At 70.6% G+C, this 15,212-nt stretch carries 18 protein-coding genes; 12 read left to right on the top strand and 6 right to left on the bottom strand.

What is annotated here, in order from left to right:
- The first annotated feature begins 10 nt into the window (after nt 1-10).
- The 6 genes from BGO91_RS17885 to BGO91_RS17860 all read left to right on the top strand — a co-directional run bounded on the left by BGO91_RS17885 (nt 11) and on the right by BGO91_RS17860 (nt 5,486).
- A complete protein-coding gene (locus tag BGO91_RS17885) occupies nt 11-469 on the top strand; it encodes a DUF3817 domain-containing protein (protein ID WP_290474089.1) in 459 nt (152 codons plus the stop codon).
- Nucleotides 470-545: 76 nt separating this feature from the next.
- Nucleotides 546-728 (top strand): YegP family protein, encoded by a 183-nt coding sequence (locus tag BGO91_RS17880; RefSeq protein ID WP_290474088.1) that lies wholly within the window; start codon nt 546-548, stop codon nt 726-728.
- A 157-nt stretch (nt 729-885) separates the two neighbouring features.
- Nucleotides 886-1,485, top strand: a complete 600-nt coding sequence (locus BGO91_RS17875; RefSeq protein ID WP_290474087.1) for an RNA polymerase sigma factor — start codon at nt 886-888, stop codon at nt 1,483-1,485.
- Nucleotides 1,482-2,285, top strand: a complete 804-nt coding sequence (locus BGO91_RS17870) for a hypothetical protein (protein WP_290474086.1) — start codon at nt 1,482-1,484, stop codon at nt 2,283-2,285. Before BGO91_RS17875 ends, BGO91_RS17870 begins: the two co-directional genes overlap by 4 nt.
- A 56-nt stretch (nt 2,286-2,341) precedes the next feature.
- A complete protein-coding gene (purL, locus tag BGO91_RS17865) occupies nt 2,342-4,660 on the top strand; it encodes a phosphoribosylformylglycinamidine synthase subunit PurL (RefSeq protein ID WP_290474085.1) in 2,319 nt (772 codons plus the stop codon).
- A gap of 91 nt (nt 4,661-4,751) precedes the next feature.
- Nucleotides 4,752-5,486, top strand: a complete 735-nt coding sequence (locus tag BGO91_RS17860; RefSeq protein WP_290474084.1) for an SDR family oxidoreductase — start codon at nt 4,752-4,754, stop codon at nt 5,484-5,486.
- Here the strand turns inward: BGO91_RS17860 and BGO91_RS17855 are convergent.
- Complete coding sequence (locus tag BGO91_RS17855; RefSeq protein WP_290474083.1) at nt 5,471-6,385, bottom strand: DMT family transporter; 915 nt, start codon at nt 6,383-6,385, stop codon at nt 5,471-5,473. The two genes, BGO91_RS17860 and BGO91_RS17855, sit on opposite strands and share 16 nt — an antisense overlap.
- Before the next feature lie 193 nt (nt 6,386-6,578).
- Between BGO91_RS17855 and BGO91_RS17850 the strand changes: the two genes are divergently transcribed.
- From BGO91_RS17850 to BGO91_RS17830, 5 genes are all read left to right on the top strand, one after another.
- A complete protein-coding gene (locus BGO91_RS17850; protein ID WP_290474082.1) occupies nt 6,579-7,766 on the top strand; it encodes an LLM class flavin-dependent oxidoreductase in 1,188 nt (395 codons plus the stop codon).
- Between the two features lie 32 nt (nt 7,767-7,798).
- Nucleotides 7,799-8,491: a CE1759 family FMN reductase gene (locus BGO91_RS17845; RefSeq protein ID WP_039923067.1), complete on the top strand. Its 693-nt coding sequence runs from the start codon at nt 7,799-7,801 to the stop codon at nt 8,489-8,491.
- Nucleotides 8,492-8,602: 111 nt separating this feature from the next.
- Nucleotides 8,603-10,087, top strand: coding sequence for a glycosyltransferase family 2 protein (locus tag BGO91_RS17840; protein ID WP_290474081.1), 1,485 nt, complete (start codon nt 8,603-8,605; stop codon nt 10,085-10,087).
- Between the two features lie 124 nt (nt 10,088-10,211).
- Nucleotides 10,212-10,628 (top strand): hypothetical protein, encoded by a 417-nt coding sequence (locus BGO91_RS17835; protein ID WP_290474080.1) that lies wholly within the window; start codon nt 10,212-10,214, stop codon nt 10,626-10,628.
- Complete coding sequence (locus BGO91_RS17830; protein ID WP_290474079.1) at nt 10,625-10,822, top strand: helix-turn-helix transcriptional regulator; 198 nt, start codon at nt 10,625-10,627, stop codon at nt 10,820-10,822. The genes BGO91_RS17835 and BGO91_RS17830 overlap by 4 nt, the downstream gene beginning before the upstream one ends.
- An 81-nt stretch (nt 10,823-10,903) precedes the next feature.
- Here BGO91_RS17830 and BGO91_RS17825 read toward each other — a convergent pair whose 3' ends face one another.
- The gene (locus BGO91_RS17825) at nt 10,904-11,323 is read right to left on the bottom strand and encodes an organic hydroperoxide resistance protein (protein WP_290474078.1); all 420 of its coding nucleotides are present in this window, start codon (nt 11,321-11,323) and stop codon (nt 10,904-10,906) included.
- An 82-nt stretch (nt 11,324-11,405) separates the two neighbouring features.
- On the opposite strand from BGO91_RS17825, the gene BGO91_RS17820 reads away from it, so the two are divergent.
- The gene (locus tag BGO91_RS17820) at nt 11,406-11,702 is read left to right on the top strand and encodes a hypothetical protein (RefSeq protein WP_290474077.1); all 297 of its coding nucleotides are present in this window, start codon (nt 11,406-11,408) and stop codon (nt 11,700-11,702) included.
- A 120-nt stretch (nt 11,703-11,822) separates the two neighbouring features.
- Here the strand turns inward: BGO91_RS17820 and BGO91_RS17815 are convergent, their stop codons facing one another.
- Genes BGO91_RS17815 through BGO91_RS17800 form a run of 4 tightly spaced genes read right to left on the bottom strand, consistent with a single transcriptional unit; the run spans nt 11,823 to nt 15,129 of the window.
- Entirely contained in the window at nt 11,823-12,746 is a 924-nt protein-coding gene (locus BGO91_RS17815; protein ID WP_290474076.1) for an SDR family NAD(P)-dependent oxidoreductase, read from the bottom strand.
- Nucleotides 12,747-12,749: 3 nt separating this feature from the next.
- Nucleotides 12,750-13,064: a chorismate mutase gene (locus BGO91_RS17810; protein WP_290474075.1), complete on the bottom strand. Its 315-nt coding sequence runs from the start codon at nt 13,062-13,064 to the stop codon at nt 12,750-12,752.
- Between the two features lie 17 nt (nt 13,065-13,081).
- Nucleotides 13,082-14,410 (bottom strand): FtsX-like permease family protein, encoded by a 1,329-nt coding sequence (locus BGO91_RS17805; RefSeq protein ID WP_290474074.1) that lies wholly within the window; start codon nt 14,408-14,410, stop codon nt 13,082-13,084.
- Nucleotides 14,407-15,129 (bottom strand): ABC transporter ATP-binding protein, encoded by a 723-nt coding sequence (locus BGO91_RS17800; RefSeq protein WP_290474073.1) that lies wholly within the window; start codon nt 15,127-15,129, stop codon nt 14,407-14,409. The genes BGO91_RS17805 and BGO91_RS17800 overlap by 4 nt, the downstream gene beginning before the upstream one ends.
- Between the last annotated feature and the right edge of the window lie 83 nt (nt 15,130-15,212).

The following is a 15,212-nucleotide window of genomic DNA, read 5'->3' as shown; positions in this document are numbered from 1 at the left end:
GGCTGGAGGCATGACCCCCCGCCTGCTGTACCGCATCCTCGCCGTCGCCGAGGCGATCACCTGGACCCTCCTCATCGCGGGGATGGTGCTCAAGTACGCCGTCGGGGTGGGCGACTGGCCCGTGGCGGTGGCCGGACCGACCCACGGTTTCGTGTTCATCGCGTACGCGATCACGGCCGCCCTGATCGGGGTCAACCAGCGCTGGCGCCTTCCGCTCATCGTGCTCGCGGTCGCGACGGCCGTCGTCCCGTACGCCACCGTGCCCTTCGACCTCTGGGCCGACCGCACGGGCCGGCTCGACGGCGGCTGGCGGACCACCCCCACGGACGATCCCCGCGACCACAGCCGGTTCGGGAGGCTGTTCCGCTGGATGCTGACGCACGTCGCGGTGCTCGCCACGTCGCTGGCCGTCCTCGCGGTCGTCATCATGGCCGCGCTGCTCGTGATCGGGCCGCCGAAGCTCTCCTGAGCCGGTACTCCCCACCGCCGCTCGCGCCCACTACTGTGTCGCGTGTTCGCACCACGTCACGAGTACGGAGGGCACCATGGCAGGAAAGTTCGAGCTCTACAAGGACAAGGCGGGCGAGTACCGCTTCCGGCTGAAGGCCGCCAACGGCGAGACCATCGCGACCTCGGAGGGGTACGCCAGCAAGTCCGGCGCCAAGAACGGCATCGCGTCCGTGCAGAAGAACGCGCCGACCGCCGAGGTCGTCGAACTCGACACCTGAGCCGCACCAGCCGCACCACCGCACCACCTGTGGATGAGCGCCCCTCATCCGCCACGACACGCCCTTCCGCGCGCCCGTCCACGGCCCGGGAGGGCGTGTCGTGACGTTCGGCCCGTCCGTCGGGAACCGCACCCCGCGCTGCGGACACTATAGAGATGTGAGGGGATATCTGCTCGACGAGCCCGCTGTGCTCGATCGCATACATGACGGAGACGCCGACGCGTTCGGCGCTCTCTTCGATCTGCACCACGAACGCGTGTTCCGGCAGGCACTGCGGCTGACGTCGTCGGTGCACGACGCTGAGGACGTCACCGCGGTCGTCTTCCTGGAGGCGTGGCGGCGACGCGATGCGATGCGCGTGGTGAACGGCTCGGTGATCGGCTGGCTGCTGGTGACCGCGAACAATGTCCACCGCAACCATCTGCGCTCGTCCCGGCGCTACCGGGAGGCGCTCGGCCATCTCCCCCCGCCCGAGAACGCCCCCGACCACTCCGGTGTCGTGGACGACCGGCTCGACACCGACGCGCGCCGCGCCTCCGTGCGCGCCGCCCTCGCCCGGCTCCCGAAACGCGACCAGGACATCATCACGCTCTGCGTGTTCGAGGAGCTGAGCACGACGGATGCCGCCGAAGCCCTCGGCGTCGCACCCGGGACCGTGAAATCGCGACTGTCCCGCGCCAAGGCGCACCTCGCCGAGCTCCTCGGCGAGGACGGCGCCGCCGATACGAACGACCGGAAGAACGGAGGAGAACGATGACCGAGCCCACCTTCGACCCGCGCCGCAAAGCGGCGATCCGCGAGCTGATCGTGACCACGGCCGCCTCACAACGCGCCGGCCGCGGCCGCAAGCGCACGGCCTTCGTGGTGACCCTCGTGCTGCTGGCCGTGGGCATCTCCGGCGGCGGCGTCGCCTACGCCCTCAGCTCCGGCCTCCTCGACCCGGCGCCCGTGACGAGCCCGACCCCGACCCTCGTGCCGACCCCGACGCCGACCGAGACCCCGACTCCCACCCCCACGGCGACACCCACCCCCACGTCGACGCTGGACCCGGCCGACCCCGCCACCTGGACGATCGACTTCGACGGTGTCGGACCGGTGAAGCTCGGCTCGACGCTGCCAGAGCAGAGCGGCGCACTCCCGGCCTTCGCGGACGAGACCGACTCGGTCTGCGTCGGGCAGCTCTCCGTCTTGACCTCGCCCGGCGGGATGCGATTCACCTTCGTCGCCGCCGCCGACGGGTCGGGACGCACCGCGGCGATCCAGTTCGGCAACTTCGGCAGGGGATCGGACGACCATGCGATCACTCCGCGCACGGCCGAGGGGATCGGGATCAGCTCCACCCTCGACGAACTCCTCGCGGCCTATCCGGGCATCCCGCAGACGTACACCTACAACGACATCACCACCGGGTACGGGCTGACCGACGGATCGGGCGGCTGGATCGTGTTCGCGGTGATGAACGGCGTGGTCTCCGACATCCAGATCGCGAACGCGTCGGTCCTCCCGATCGGCCAGGGCCGGGCGGACGCCATCCCCTCGGAGCGCTGTCCCGCCTGAGCCCCGGTAGACTGGGGTCGATCCCCCCGCTTCCGCCTGCAGCCTGGAGTGCCCGCGTGACCGACACCACCGCCCAGCACGTCGTCGACACCGTCGCGAACGCGATCGAGACTCCCGAGAAGGAGCAGCCGTTCGCGGCGCTCGGCCTGAAGGAGGACGAGTACGCGCAGATCCGTGAGATCCTCGGCCGCCGCCCCACCAGCGGCGAGCTGGCGATGTACTCGGTGATGTGGTCGGAGCACTGCTCCTACAAGTCGTCGAAGATCTACCTGCGCCAGTTCGGGCAGAAGGTCTCCCCGGCCATGAAGAAGAACCTCATGGTCGGGATGGGCGAGAACGCGGGCGTGGTCGACGTCGGCGAGGGCTGGGCGGTCACCTTCAAGGTGGAGTCGCACAACCACCCCTCCTACATCGAGCCCTTCCAGGGCGCTGCGACCGGCGTCGGCGGCATCGTGCGCGACATCATCTCGATGGGCGCGCGCCCGGTGGCCGTGATGGACCAGCTGCGCTTCGGCGCCATCGACGAGCCGGACACGGCGCGCGTCGTGCACGGCGTCGTCTCGGGCATCTCGTTCTACGGCAACTGCCTGGGGCTGCCGAACATCGGCGGCGAGACCTACTTCGACCCGATCTACCAGGGCAACCCGCTGGTCAACGCACTGTCGGTCGGCGTGCTGCGCCACGAGGACCTCCACCTGGCCAACGCCTCCGGCGCCGGCAACAAGGTCGTGCTGTTCGGCGCCCGCACCGGCGGCGACGGCATCGGCGGGGCGAGCATCCTCGCCTCCGACACGTTCTCGGCCGGCGGCCCGACCAAGCGCCCCGCGGTCCAGGTCGGCGACCCGTTCGCCGAGAAGGTGCTCATCGAGTGCTGCCTGGAGCTGTTCCGCGACAAGCTCGTCGAGGGCATCCAGGACCTCGGCGCTGCCGGCATCTCCTGCGCCACGAGCGAGCTCGCCTCCAACGGCGACGGCGGCATGTACGTCGAGCTGGACAAGGTGCTGCTGCGCGACCCGTCGCTCACCGCCGAGGAGATCCTCATGTCGGAGAGCCAGGAGCGCATGATGGCGGTCGTCAAGCCCGAGCTGCTCGACGCCTTCCTCGCCGTCACCGCCAAGTGGGATGTCGAGACCAGCGTGCTGGGCGAGGTCACCGAGACCGGCCGCCTCGTCATCAACTGGAAGGGCGAGGAGATCGTCAATGTCGACCCGCGCACCGTCGCGGTCGACGGCCCGGTCTACGAGCGCCCGGTCGCCTACCCCACCTGGATCGACGCGCTGCAGGCCGACTCGGCCTCCCGCCTCCCCCGCCCCGAGGGCGGCGACGCCCTGCGCGAGCAGGTGCTGGCGCTGCTCGGCTCGGCCAACCTGGCCGACAAGGGCTGGATCACCGACCAGTACGACTACTTCGTCGGCGGCAACACGGCCCTCTCGTTCCCCGACGACGCCGGCATGGTCCGCGTCGACGAGGAGAGCGGCCTCGGCTTCGCCATCGCCACCGACGCGAACGGCCGCTACTGCCAGCTCGACCCGAAGGAGGGCGCGAAGCTCGCCCTGGCCGAGGCCTACCGCAACGTCGCCGCCTCCGGTGCCGTTCCGGCCGCGGTCACCGACTGCCTCAACTTCGGCAGCCCGGAGAATCCCGAGGTCATGTGGCAGTTCTCGCAGGCCGTCGAGGGTCTCTCGGACGCCTGCCTGGAGCTCGAGATCCCCGTCACCGGCGGCAACGTCTCCTTCTACAACCAGACCGGCGACGTGCCGATCTTCCCGACCCCGGTCGTCGGCGTGCTCGGCGTGATCGACGACGTCGCGCGCCGCATCCCCGCCGGCTGGCAGGACGAGGGCGAGAACATCTACCTCCTCGGCGTCACCCGCGAGGAGCTGGACGGCTCCGCGTGGGCCGGCACCATCCACGGTCACCTCGGCGGACGCCCGCCGGCGGTCGACCTGGCCGCGGAGCGCACGCTCGCCGAGACGCTGCACGCGGCCTCGGTCGAGGGTCTCGTCTCGTCCGCGCACGACCTCGCCGACGGCGGCCTCGCGCAGGCCCTCGCCGAGAGCGTGATGCGGTTCGGCGTCGGCGCCCGCGTGTGGCTGGGCGAGATCGTCGACCGCGACGGTGTGGATGCGGCGACCGCGCTGTTCAGCGAGTCGACCGCCCGCGTGATCGTCTCGGTGCCGCGCGAGGACGACGTGAAGTTCCGCGGTCTCTGCGAGGGCCGGGGCGTCCCGATCCTGCGCATCGGCGTCACCGACGCCGAGGTCGGCACCCAGCCGGTGCTCGAGGTGCAGGACCAGTTCACCGTCGGCCTGGAGGAGCTGCGCGCGACGCACCGCTCCACCCTCCCGGAGCGCTTCGGCCCGGTCGTCGCCTGACGGTCGGCGCCTGTCGTTCGGCTGCCGCCGCACGACACGGGCGGTCACACGATTCCGTGACGGCGGACCGGCCTGACAGGCTGGGAGCACCATGACCCAGCACAGCATCGAGCGCCTCGCCGGCCGTTCCGTCGTCCTGATCGGGGGCGGCTCCGGCATCGGGCTCGCCGTCGCGCGCCAGGCCGTGGCCGCCGGCGCCCGCGTGCGCCTCGGCGGACGCACCCCGGCGACCCTCGAGCGCGCCGCCGCCGAGCTGGGCGACGCCGCATCCTGGGGCGTGGTCGACACCTCCGACGACGACTCCGTCGCACGGTTCTTCGAGCCGGTGGAGGCGGTCGACGCGCTCCTGACGACGGCCGCCAGCTACACGACGGGCCCGTTCACGACCTCCACGATCGCGGAGGCACGCAGCCCGTTCGAATCGAAGTTCTGGGGCCAGTACCGGGTCGTCCACGCCGCGCTCCCCCTCCTGACCCGCGACGCCTCCGTCGTGCTCATGTCGGGCGCGGCGAGTGTGCGTCCCGCGGGACCGGCCGCCGCCTACGTCGCCGCGAACGCCGCGATCGAAGGCCTGGCCCGCGGCCTCGCCGTCGAGCTGGCGCCCGTGCGCGTCAACGCGATCGCGCCCGGGACGATCGACGGCAACCTGTGGTCCCAGCGCTCCGCCGAGGTGCGGGAGGCGGCCTTCAGCGGCTTCAGCGCCACGACGGTCCTCGGCCGCCCCGGCACCGAGGACGAGATCGCGGACGCGGTCATCCACCTCTTCACGAGCACGTACACGACGGGGTCGACCCTTTACGTCGACGGCGGCTACGCGCTGCGCTGACCCGCCAGCTCGGCCTGGCGGCGGGAGAAGATCCGCACCCGCTGCTGCGTGAGCAGGATGCCCGCGATCACGATGAGCGCCCCGACGGGCTCGTTCCAGCTGAGGTGCTCGCCCAGCACCAGGATGCCGAGCGCGACGCCCACCACCGGGGTCACATAGGTCACGCCGGAGGTCGCCGTGGGCCCCCAGGCCCGCAGCACGTTCATGTTCCAGATGTAGACGACGCCCGTGCCGAGCATCCCGAGCGCCAGGAGGCTGAGCAGCACCGGCCAGCTGAAGGTGATCGGGCCGAGCGCGACGAACGGGGTCAGCACCAGCATGATGACGGCGGCGATGCCGATGTTGAGGAAGGCGGTGGTCGTCGCGGGGATGGCGCGGTGGCTGATGAAGCGGCGGATGTAACCGAAGCTGAAGCCGTAGCAGGTGACGGCGCCGAGGCAGGCGAGCTGCCCCCAGAGGCTGCCGGTCAGGGCGGCGACGCTCCACGGCCCGACGACGACCACGACGCCGACCACGCCGATCAGCACGCCGAGCACCTGGTCGCGGTTGAGCTTCTCGACGCGGAACGCGACGGTCACCATGATGGCGGTGGTGATGGGGGTGACCGCGTTGTAGATGCTGGCGAGGCTCGACGACACGTACTGCTCGGCCCACGCGAAGAGCAGGAACGGGACGACGCAGTAGGTGATCGCGACGACGGTGAAGTGCAGCCAGACGATCGGCTCGCGCGGCAGCCGGCCGCGCATGACGAGGACGATGACGCCGAGCGTGATCGCGCCGAACACGAGGCGCGCCCAGGCGACCTGACCGAAGGACACCCCGTCGAGGGCGATCTTCATGAACAGGAAGCTGGCTCCCCAGATGAGCCCCATGGCGACGAACTGCAGCGCGACCTTCACTCTGCGAGGCTAGCGGCTGCCCCCGACGCCGGCTGGCGGGATTCGGACCCGGCGCCGCACTCTGTCCGGACCTTTGCGACGGCTGGCCGGATCTCCCTTCCGGAGGCCAGACTGGAGGCCGGGAATACTCCGGCCGGCGGAGCGTTGTATGCGTTTGCATAGAAACGGCGAGACGAACCCACAAGGAGCAGCCATGCAGTACGGAATCTTCTCCGTCAGCGACATCACCCGCGACCCGGTCTCGGGCCACACCCCGAGCGAGGCGGAGCGCATCGAGGGGATCGTCACGATCGCCAAGCACGCGGAGGAGGTCGGCCTCGACGTCTTCGCCATCGGCGAGCACCACAACCCGCCGTTCTTCTCCTCGTCCCCGACGACACTTCTCTCGCACATCGCGGCGCTGACGAAGACCCTGACGGTCACCACCTCCACGACCCTGATCACCACGAACGACCCGGTGCGCATCGCCGAGGAGTACGCGATGCTCCAGCACCTCTCCAAGGGCCGCATGGACCTGATGCTCGGCCGCGGCAACACCGGCCCGGTCTACCCGTGGTTCGGCAAGGACATCCGCCAGAGCCTGCCGCTCGCGCTCGAGAACTACAACCTCCTGAACCGCCTGTGGCGCGAGGACGTCGTGGACTGGGAGGGACGCTTCCGCACGCCGCTGCAGGGCTTCACTTCCACCCCGCGCCCGCTCGACGACGTGCCGCCCTTCGTGTGGCACGGCAGCATCCGCACGCCCGAGATCGCCGAGCAGGCCGCCTACTACGGCGACGGCTTCTTCGCGAACAACATCTTCTGGCCCAAGGAGCACTACCAGCGCCTGATCGCCTTCTACCGCGAGCGCTACGAGCACTACGGCCACGGCACCGCCAAGCAGGCGATCGTCGGGCTCGGCGGCCAGGCGTACATCGCCAAGAACTCGCAGGACGCGAAGAACGAGTTCCGCCCGTACTTCAACGAGGCCCCCGTCTACGGCAACGGCCCGACGATGGAGGAGTTCACCGAGGCGACCCCGCTCACCGTCGGCAGCCCGCAGGAGGTCATCGACAAGACGCTGACCTTCCGCGAATGGGCGGGCGACTACCAGCGCCAGCTGTTCCTGATGGACCACGCCGGCCTGCCGCTCAGCACCGTGCTCAAGCAGCTCGACCTGCTGGGCGAGGAGGTCATCCCCGTGCTCCGCAAGGAGACCGAGGCCCGCAAGGACCCGGAGGCCCCCGACGCCCCCACGCACGCCTCGCTCGTCGCCGCCAAGTACGGCGACGCGGAGCCCCGCCAGCCGCGCCCCAACACCAACCGCGGCGACAACGTGACCGGCGCCTCCCCCTACCAGGACACCGAGGAGCAGTTCCAGGCCAGCTACCCGTCGCTCTGAGCGGCGGGGCCTGAGATCGAGAGAAGGACGTGATGACGAACACCGATCAGCGGCCGTTCCGCGTGGTGGTGGTGAACGCCGGCGTCAGCGACCCGTCGTCCACCAAGATGCTGGCCGACCGGCTGGCGCTGCGCGTGGAGGCCGCCGCCCAGCGCGACGGACGCACCGTCGAGACGCAGCACCTCGACCTGCGCGAGCTGCTGCCGGAGCTCTCCGGCGCGCTCGCCTCCGGGCACCTCGGGCCGAAGTTCACGAAGGCGATCGACGCGCTGAAGGCGGCGGACGGCATCATCGCGACCGCGCCGGTCTACAAGGCCGGCCCGAGCGGACTGTTCACGTCGTTCTTCCAGGTGATCGACAACGACCTGCTCATCGCCAAGCCGGTCGTGCTCGGCGCGACGGCCGGCACCGCCCGGCACGCGCTCGTGGTCGACGAGCAGATGCGCTCGATGTTCGCCTTCCTGCGCACGATGACCACCCCGACGTCGGTGTTCGCCTCGACCGAGGACTGGCAGGACAAGTCCCTCGGCAAGCGCATCGACCGGGCCGCACGCGAGCTGGTCGTGCTCATGGAGAGCGAGGTGGAGGCGAAGATCACCGACGCCTCATGGGACCACTACCAGCACGAGTTCGGCTCGGCGGGGGGCGACGAGTTCGGCATCGACCTGAGCTCGGACCTCATGAAGCTGGCAGCGGGCGGCTCCCTGGGAGCACCCCGCTCATAGCGCCCTGTGCACAAGCGGGTCCCGTCCACCGACGGGGCCCGCTTTCCGCTGTCCGGGGGCGCTCCCGCTGTAGGGTTGCGGGTAGACGAGGGGAGTTTCCTGGTGGATGTCGTGGGCGTTCTGCAATGGATCGGCGTGATCGTGTGCCTGATCCTCGCCCTGACCGGTTTCATCCCGGTGATCGCCGCAGCGGCGACCTTCTTCGTGATCCCGTTCCACGCCTGGATCAACCACTACAAGAAGGCCGCGCCGTACCTCCCGCGCGTGGCGATCGTCGTCCCGGCCTGGAACGAAGGCGCCGTGATCGGCGCCTCCGTGGACCGGCTGATGAAGCTTGACTACCCCAAGAAGGCGCTGCGCATCTATGTCGTCGACGACGCCTCCACCGACGACACCCCGGATGTGGTCCGCAGCCGCGCCGAGCAGTACCCCGGCAACGTCTTCCTGCTCCGGCGTGAGCAGGGCGGCCAGGGCAAGGCGCACACCCTCAACCACGGCATCAGCCGCATCCTGGAGGAGGACTGGATGGAGGCGCTCCTCGTCATGGACGCCGACGTCATCTACCTGCCCGACTCCCTCCGGCGCATGACGCGGCACCTGGCCGACCCCGAGGTGGGCGCCGTCTCGGCGTACATCCGCGAGGGCAGCAGCGTCGGGCGCAACTACCTCACCAAGTTCATCGGTGTGGAGTACGTGCTCTCGCAGCCCGCCGCCCGCCGCGCGCAGAACGTGCTCGGAGCGCAAGCGTGTCTCGCCGGCGGCGCCCAGCTGCACACCCGCGAGAACCTCGTCGCCATCGGCGGCCGCATCGACACCTCGTCCCTCGCCGAGGACACCATCACCACCTTCGAGACGCAGCTGAACGGCCGCAAGGTCGTCTTCGAGCCGCACGCGCACGTGCTGGCCGAGGAGCCGAGTCGGGTCGACGCCCTCTGGAAGCAGCGGCTGCGCTGGGCCCGGGGCAATGTGACGGTCACGGCCCGCTACTCGAAGGTCTGGTTCCGGCCGTCGAAGCAGCACCACCTGGGCGCGTGGACCTTCGGCATCGTCTGGTTCAGCCTCTGGCTGCTGCCCCTGATCATGGTGCTCTCCGCCATCGGCCTGACCGGATTGCTCTTCCTGCAGTCGCCCTTCGCGACCGGGGTGTTCCGCGCGCTCTGGATCAGTGCAGCGCTCGCCTATCTGTTCGTGCTCATCCTCGGCTCGCTGACGGACAGCAGGACCACGGGCCGGGCGCTCGGCCATGTGATCCTGTTCCCCGGCATCATCAACATGCTGGTGATGGTCACCGCACTCTTCCCCACCTTGATGCTCGTCCGACTGCCCGGGCTCTTCGGCGTCACTTTGAGCGAATCGACCCTCTTCGTCCTGACCCTGCTGATCTACATCTGGATCCCGTTCTCGATGCTCGTCGCCTGGCTCGCTCGGGTCGTCGAGAAGCGGAAGGGCCTCCGCTGGCTGGCTCCGGTCTTCATCTACCTGGCCGGGTACGGATCGCTGCTCTGCGCGATCACGCTCGACTCCTACTTCAAGGAGCTCGCCGGGGCCGAGGCCCGCTGGGACAAGACCGAGAAGGTCGGCCGCGTCGCGGTCTGAGCCGACGCGCGAGAGGTGAGTCGTTGCGGGTGCTGACGCCTCGCAACCCGCAACACGTCACCCTTCGCAAAGTCTCTGTCAAGTATGCTTGACATACACAGCCTCTGTGCGGGAGAGTGGAGGCATGACAAGCGAACTTGACACTCGAACCGTCGGACCGAGCGAGCGTCGCCGCACGCGCAGCTTCGCTCTCCAATTCGGCCTCGGGATGGTGGCCTACGTCCTCGTCCTCGTGGCGTCGCTCGTGTGGGGAGACCTCGACGGCGACGACCCCGTGCGTTTCCTCTGGGCACTGGCACCGGTCGTGCCGGTCGCGGCCGTGGCCGTGGTGCTCGTCCGGTTCGTGCTGCGCTCCGATGAATTCGAACTCCTTCAGACGCTGAAGGGTCTCGCGGTCGGCTTCGTGGTCACCATGCTGCTGGCCGTCATCGCCGGGTTCCTCGCGGTCGCGGGCCTCGACATCCCGGGACTCGGCTGGTGGCTGTACGGCGGCGGGATGCTCGCCTGGCTCGTCGCGTCGATCGCGATCAAGCTGCGATGAAGAACGAGCTGAAGACTCTCCGCGATGAGCACGCGCTCTCGCAAGGGGCGCTGGCGGAGCGGCTCGGGGTGTCGCGGCAGACCGTGAACGCCCTCGAGACCGGCAAGTACGACCCGTCCCTCCCCCTGGCGTTCCGGATCGCGAAGCTGTTCGACCGCCCGATCGAGGCGATCTTCACCCCGGAGGACGACTGACAGACGCGCGAGAGGTGAGTTGTTGCGGGTCCCGGGCTACCGGGACCCGCAACAACTCACCTCTCGCGGTACAGCGCCTCGTCAGTCGACGATGGTGATCTTCACGGGGATGTTGCCGCGCGTGGCGTTCGAGTACGGGCACACCTGGTGGGCCTTCTCGCCGAGCTCCTCGGCGACCTCGCGGCTGACGTTGGGCACGTAGACGTCGAGCTCGACCTCAAGGGCGAAGCCGCCCTCGCCGTTCGGGCCGATGCCGACGCTCGCCGAGACGCCGGCGTCGGTGGTGTTCTGCTTCTCGGCGCGGCCCACGGCGTGGAGTGCGCTCAGGAAGCAGGCGGCGTAACCCGCCGCGAAGAGCTGCTCCGGGTTGGTGCCCTCACCGGAGCCGCCGAGCTCCTTCGGCGGACGGGTGTCGAGATCGAGCAGGTCGTCCTCGCTGCGGACGTGCCCGTCGCGGCCTCCACCGGAGGCGTGGGCGATGGCGGTGTATGCGATTTCCATGGACTCAGCCCACTCCAGCGGACTGAACGCCGACTGGGAGACGCGTCAACAGTGCGGGTGTATAAGGCGATAGCGTGGAGGCATGAAGGTCCGCGGAATGGTGCAGAGCAGCGAGACGAGCGAGCTGACGGCCGAGGCGGATGACGCCGAGACGGCGCGTGCACTGGTCGACGAGCAGGTGCCCGACGGGTACGAGCTGCTCCGCGTCCACAACGCCATGCCGCGCGGCGGCCGCGTGATCGCGACCGGCGTCATGCGTCCCGCCGCTGTGACCGAGATCGAAGCCGACGGCGCCGACTACGCCGCGGCGCGCGACGCCCTCCGCGCCGCCGTCCCCGAGGGGCAGCGGCTGCTCTCCATCACGGTCGTCCCGGAGTAGCCGGAGGCGCCGGAACAACCCGGGCGGTCTGAGGCGCCGGAGCGATCCGAGCGGCCAGAGGCACCGGAGCAGCCGGAGCAATCCGAGCGGAGCCCAAGCAGGGCCGGAACGCCCGACGCGTCAGCCGATGCGCAGCTCGACGCCCGCGGCCTCCTCGAGCAGCGGCCACAGCCGCTCGCCCACGCGCGGCGAACGCGACTCCCGGGTCGGGTGCAGGTGGGTCGGGATGCCCTTGGTGCGTCCGACCGGTCCGATGTAGTCCTCGCCGGTGAGGTCGGGGTCGAGCACGGCGCGCACCGGAGCCCAGGCGCCGTGGTCCTTGCCCTGCGTCCATCCGGCCTGGAGATTGTCCACGAACCGCTTGGCCCGCGTCGGCTGGTTGACCCCGCGGATCCCGGGGCTCCGGCCGGAGGTCGAGTACCCGGGATGCACCACCAGGCTGCTGATACCGCTCCCCGCGGCGTGCAGCCTCCGGTCGAGCTCGAACCCGAACGCCTGGGCGGCGATCTTCGAACGCGAGTAGGCCCGCCAGGACGTGTAGGAGTGCTCCAGCTGGAGGTCGTCGAGCCGCAGGCGTCCGAGCCGGGTCGCGAGCGAGCCGAGGGAGACGATGCGGGAGCCGGGGGTGCGCTCCAGCGCCGACAACACTCCGGCGACGAGCCGGACGTGACCGAGCACGTTCGTCGAGAGCACCAGCTCGTTGCCGACCGCGTCGGTCTCGCGCTCGCGCGGCGGGTGCACGATGCCCGCGTTGAGCACCAGCGCATCCACCCGCTCCCGCTCGCGCAGGTGCTCGGCAGCCGCGTCGATCGACCCACGGTCGGTGACGTCGAGGGGCATCGCCTCGACGCGGGAGCCGGGGACGCGGCGGCGGATCGCCGAGACCGCGGCCTCGGCCCGCTCGGGATCGCGGCAGGCGAGCACGACGCGCGCGCCCGCCCTCGCGAGCTGCTCGCCCGTGAAGTAGCCGACTCCGGCGTTGCCGCCGGTGATGACGACGGTGCGGCCGATGGCGTCCGGCAGCGCTGTCGGGTCCCACACCATCGGCTACTTGCCGCTCTCGGTGGCGATGCGCTCGTGGTGGTGGATGACCTCGGCGATGATGAAGTTCAGGAACTTCTCCGCGAACGCCGGGTCGAGGTGGCTCTCCTCCGCGAGCGCGCGCAGGCGTTGGATCTGCTCCCGCTCGCGTTCCGGATCGGCCGGCGGGAGGCCGTGCTCGGCCTTCAGCGCACCGACCTGCTGGGTGAACTTGAACCGTTCCGCCAGCATGTGGATGACCGCCGCATCGATGTTGTCGATGCTCTGCCGGATGCTGTGCAGCCGCTCCACGGCGGCCTCGTCTGACTCGGTGTCACCCATGCTCCGACCCTATCGGGTCAGAGGCTGGGCGACGGCTCCGCGAGCACGCGGGTCAGCACGGGACGTGTGGCGAGCAGGGCCAGCCAGACCAGCCCGATGCCGGCCGCGAGGCAGCCCACGATCACCGCGATGCTCGCCGGCGCGACGATGAGGCTGAGCCCGGCGAGCGGGAACACCACCACTCCGGCGACCAGGGCGGACCCGACCGTGGTGATGCGCAGCGGCGAGAGCACGGCGCGACCGCGAGCGGCGTTCATCTCGCTCACCGGCATCCCGAGCCGGTCCAGGCTCACGTACAGGTCGCGCCGGTCGAGGATGGCGGCGGCCTGGTTGACGCCGGCCGAGCAGGCGACCATGAGGAACGAGGCGATCACCGTGATCAGCACGCCGGTGCGGATGTCGGCGACGAGCTGCGCGCTCTGCGGGTCGGTGTCGCCCACGCTGCCGATGAGCGCGACGCCGACTCCGGCGAAGACGGCCATGAAGCTCGTCATCGCCACTCCCGAGACCTGCCGCCAGGCCGCCTTCGGCGACTCGAGGATCGTGCGGGCGGCGAGGAGGCGGCGCGGCGTCTGCGCGCGGCGCGCCTGGCGCGAGGCGAGCATCCGGAGCACCCACGGCCCCACCAGGTTCAGCACGGCGATGGCGCCGCCGAAACCGGCGCCGAGCACGGCGATGATGACGGCGACCCCGCCGAAGCCGCCGAGCGCGCTCATCGCCAGATACACGATGCCGATCACGACGACCGCGATGACGACACGCACCCAGTGGGTGCGGGGCGCGTCCTGGCGGGTGCGCACGCCCAGGGGCGAGAGGACCACGCGGCGCAGGCCGATGACGGCGCTGAGGGCTGCGAGCGCGCCGACGCCGATCACGGCGAGCGCGATCCAGCCCGGGCCGAGCAGGATGGACATCCCGAGCGGCTCGCCGCGAAACGGGATGAGGCCCACCAGCGGCGCGAGCGCCAGCGAGAGCACGACGCCCACCAGCGCGCCCGCCACGGCGAGGAGTGTCGACTCGATCACCGTGAGTGCGGTGACCGTGGCCGGCGTCGCACCGAGCAGCCGCAGCCCGGCGAGGCGGTCGTCGCGCCGCCGTGCGGACAGCCGCGCGGCCGATCCGCCGAGCGCGATCAGCGGGACCACGAGCAGTGCGAGGGCGATGACCGCGAGGCCCTGGTAGACCGGGGCGATGTCGTCCGTCCAGGAGAAGAAGGCCTGCGCGCCTCCCGCGACGATGAGCAGCAGTGTGGTGACGATCGAGAACGCGACGATGGGGAGCACGATGGTGGAGCGGTCCGCGGCGCCGCGACGCGCGAACAGCCAGGCGAGGCGGAGCGTGGTCATCGCGACTCCTCCGTCCGCGTGCGGACCTCGTCGACGATGCGGCCGTCCGCCAGGCGGAGCACGCGCGAGCACCGCGCGGCGACCCCGTCGTCGTGGGTGACGACGACGAGGGCGCGGCCACGGCCCGTGGTGGAGGCGATGAGCGCATCCATCACCTCGGCGGAGGTCCGGGAGTCGAGCGCGCCGGTCGGCTCGTCCGCGAAGACGACGGACGCCCCGCCGACCTGGGCGCGCGCGATGGCGACACGCTGCGCCTGGCCACCCGAGAGCTGGCCGATGCGGCGCTGCTCCATCCCGCCGAGCCCGAGCGCCGCCAGCCAGGTGGCGGCGTCCTGCTCGGCGGCCGCACGCGGCGCACCCGCCAGCATGAGCGGAAGGGCGACATTCTCGACGGCGGTGAGCTCGGGCAGCAGCAGGCCCTGCTGGAACACGAAGCCGAACGCCTCCCGCCGCAGACGCGACCGCTCGGCCTCCCCCAGCGCCGTCACCTCCACCGCACCGTGCGGGGTCGCGAGCACGACCGATCCCGCGTCGGGGCGCACGATGCCGGCGAGGCAGTGCAGGAGGGTGGTCTTGCCCGAGCCGGACGCGCCCATGATCGCGACGGACTCGCCCGGAGCGATGGCGACATCCACACCGGCGAGGGCCGCGGCGGAGCCGTAGGTCTTGGTGAGCCCCGAGGCACTGAGCACCGGAGGGGCGGGGACGAAAGCGTTCATGCCTCCATGCTCGCCGCGGCCCGCGCGCCGCACATCGGACGACGGCGTCATCCTGCGCGGGCGGCGTCATCCTTCAGAGGGAT

It is taken from the genome of Leifsonia sp. 71-9 (assembly GCF_001898805.1).
Classification (GTDB): domain Bacteria; phylum Actinomycetota; class Actinomycetes; order Actinomycetales; family Microbacteriaceae; genus Leifsonia.
Note: the sequence above shows the minus strand (reverse complement) of the source record. Positions and strands in the feature narration are given on the sequence as shown.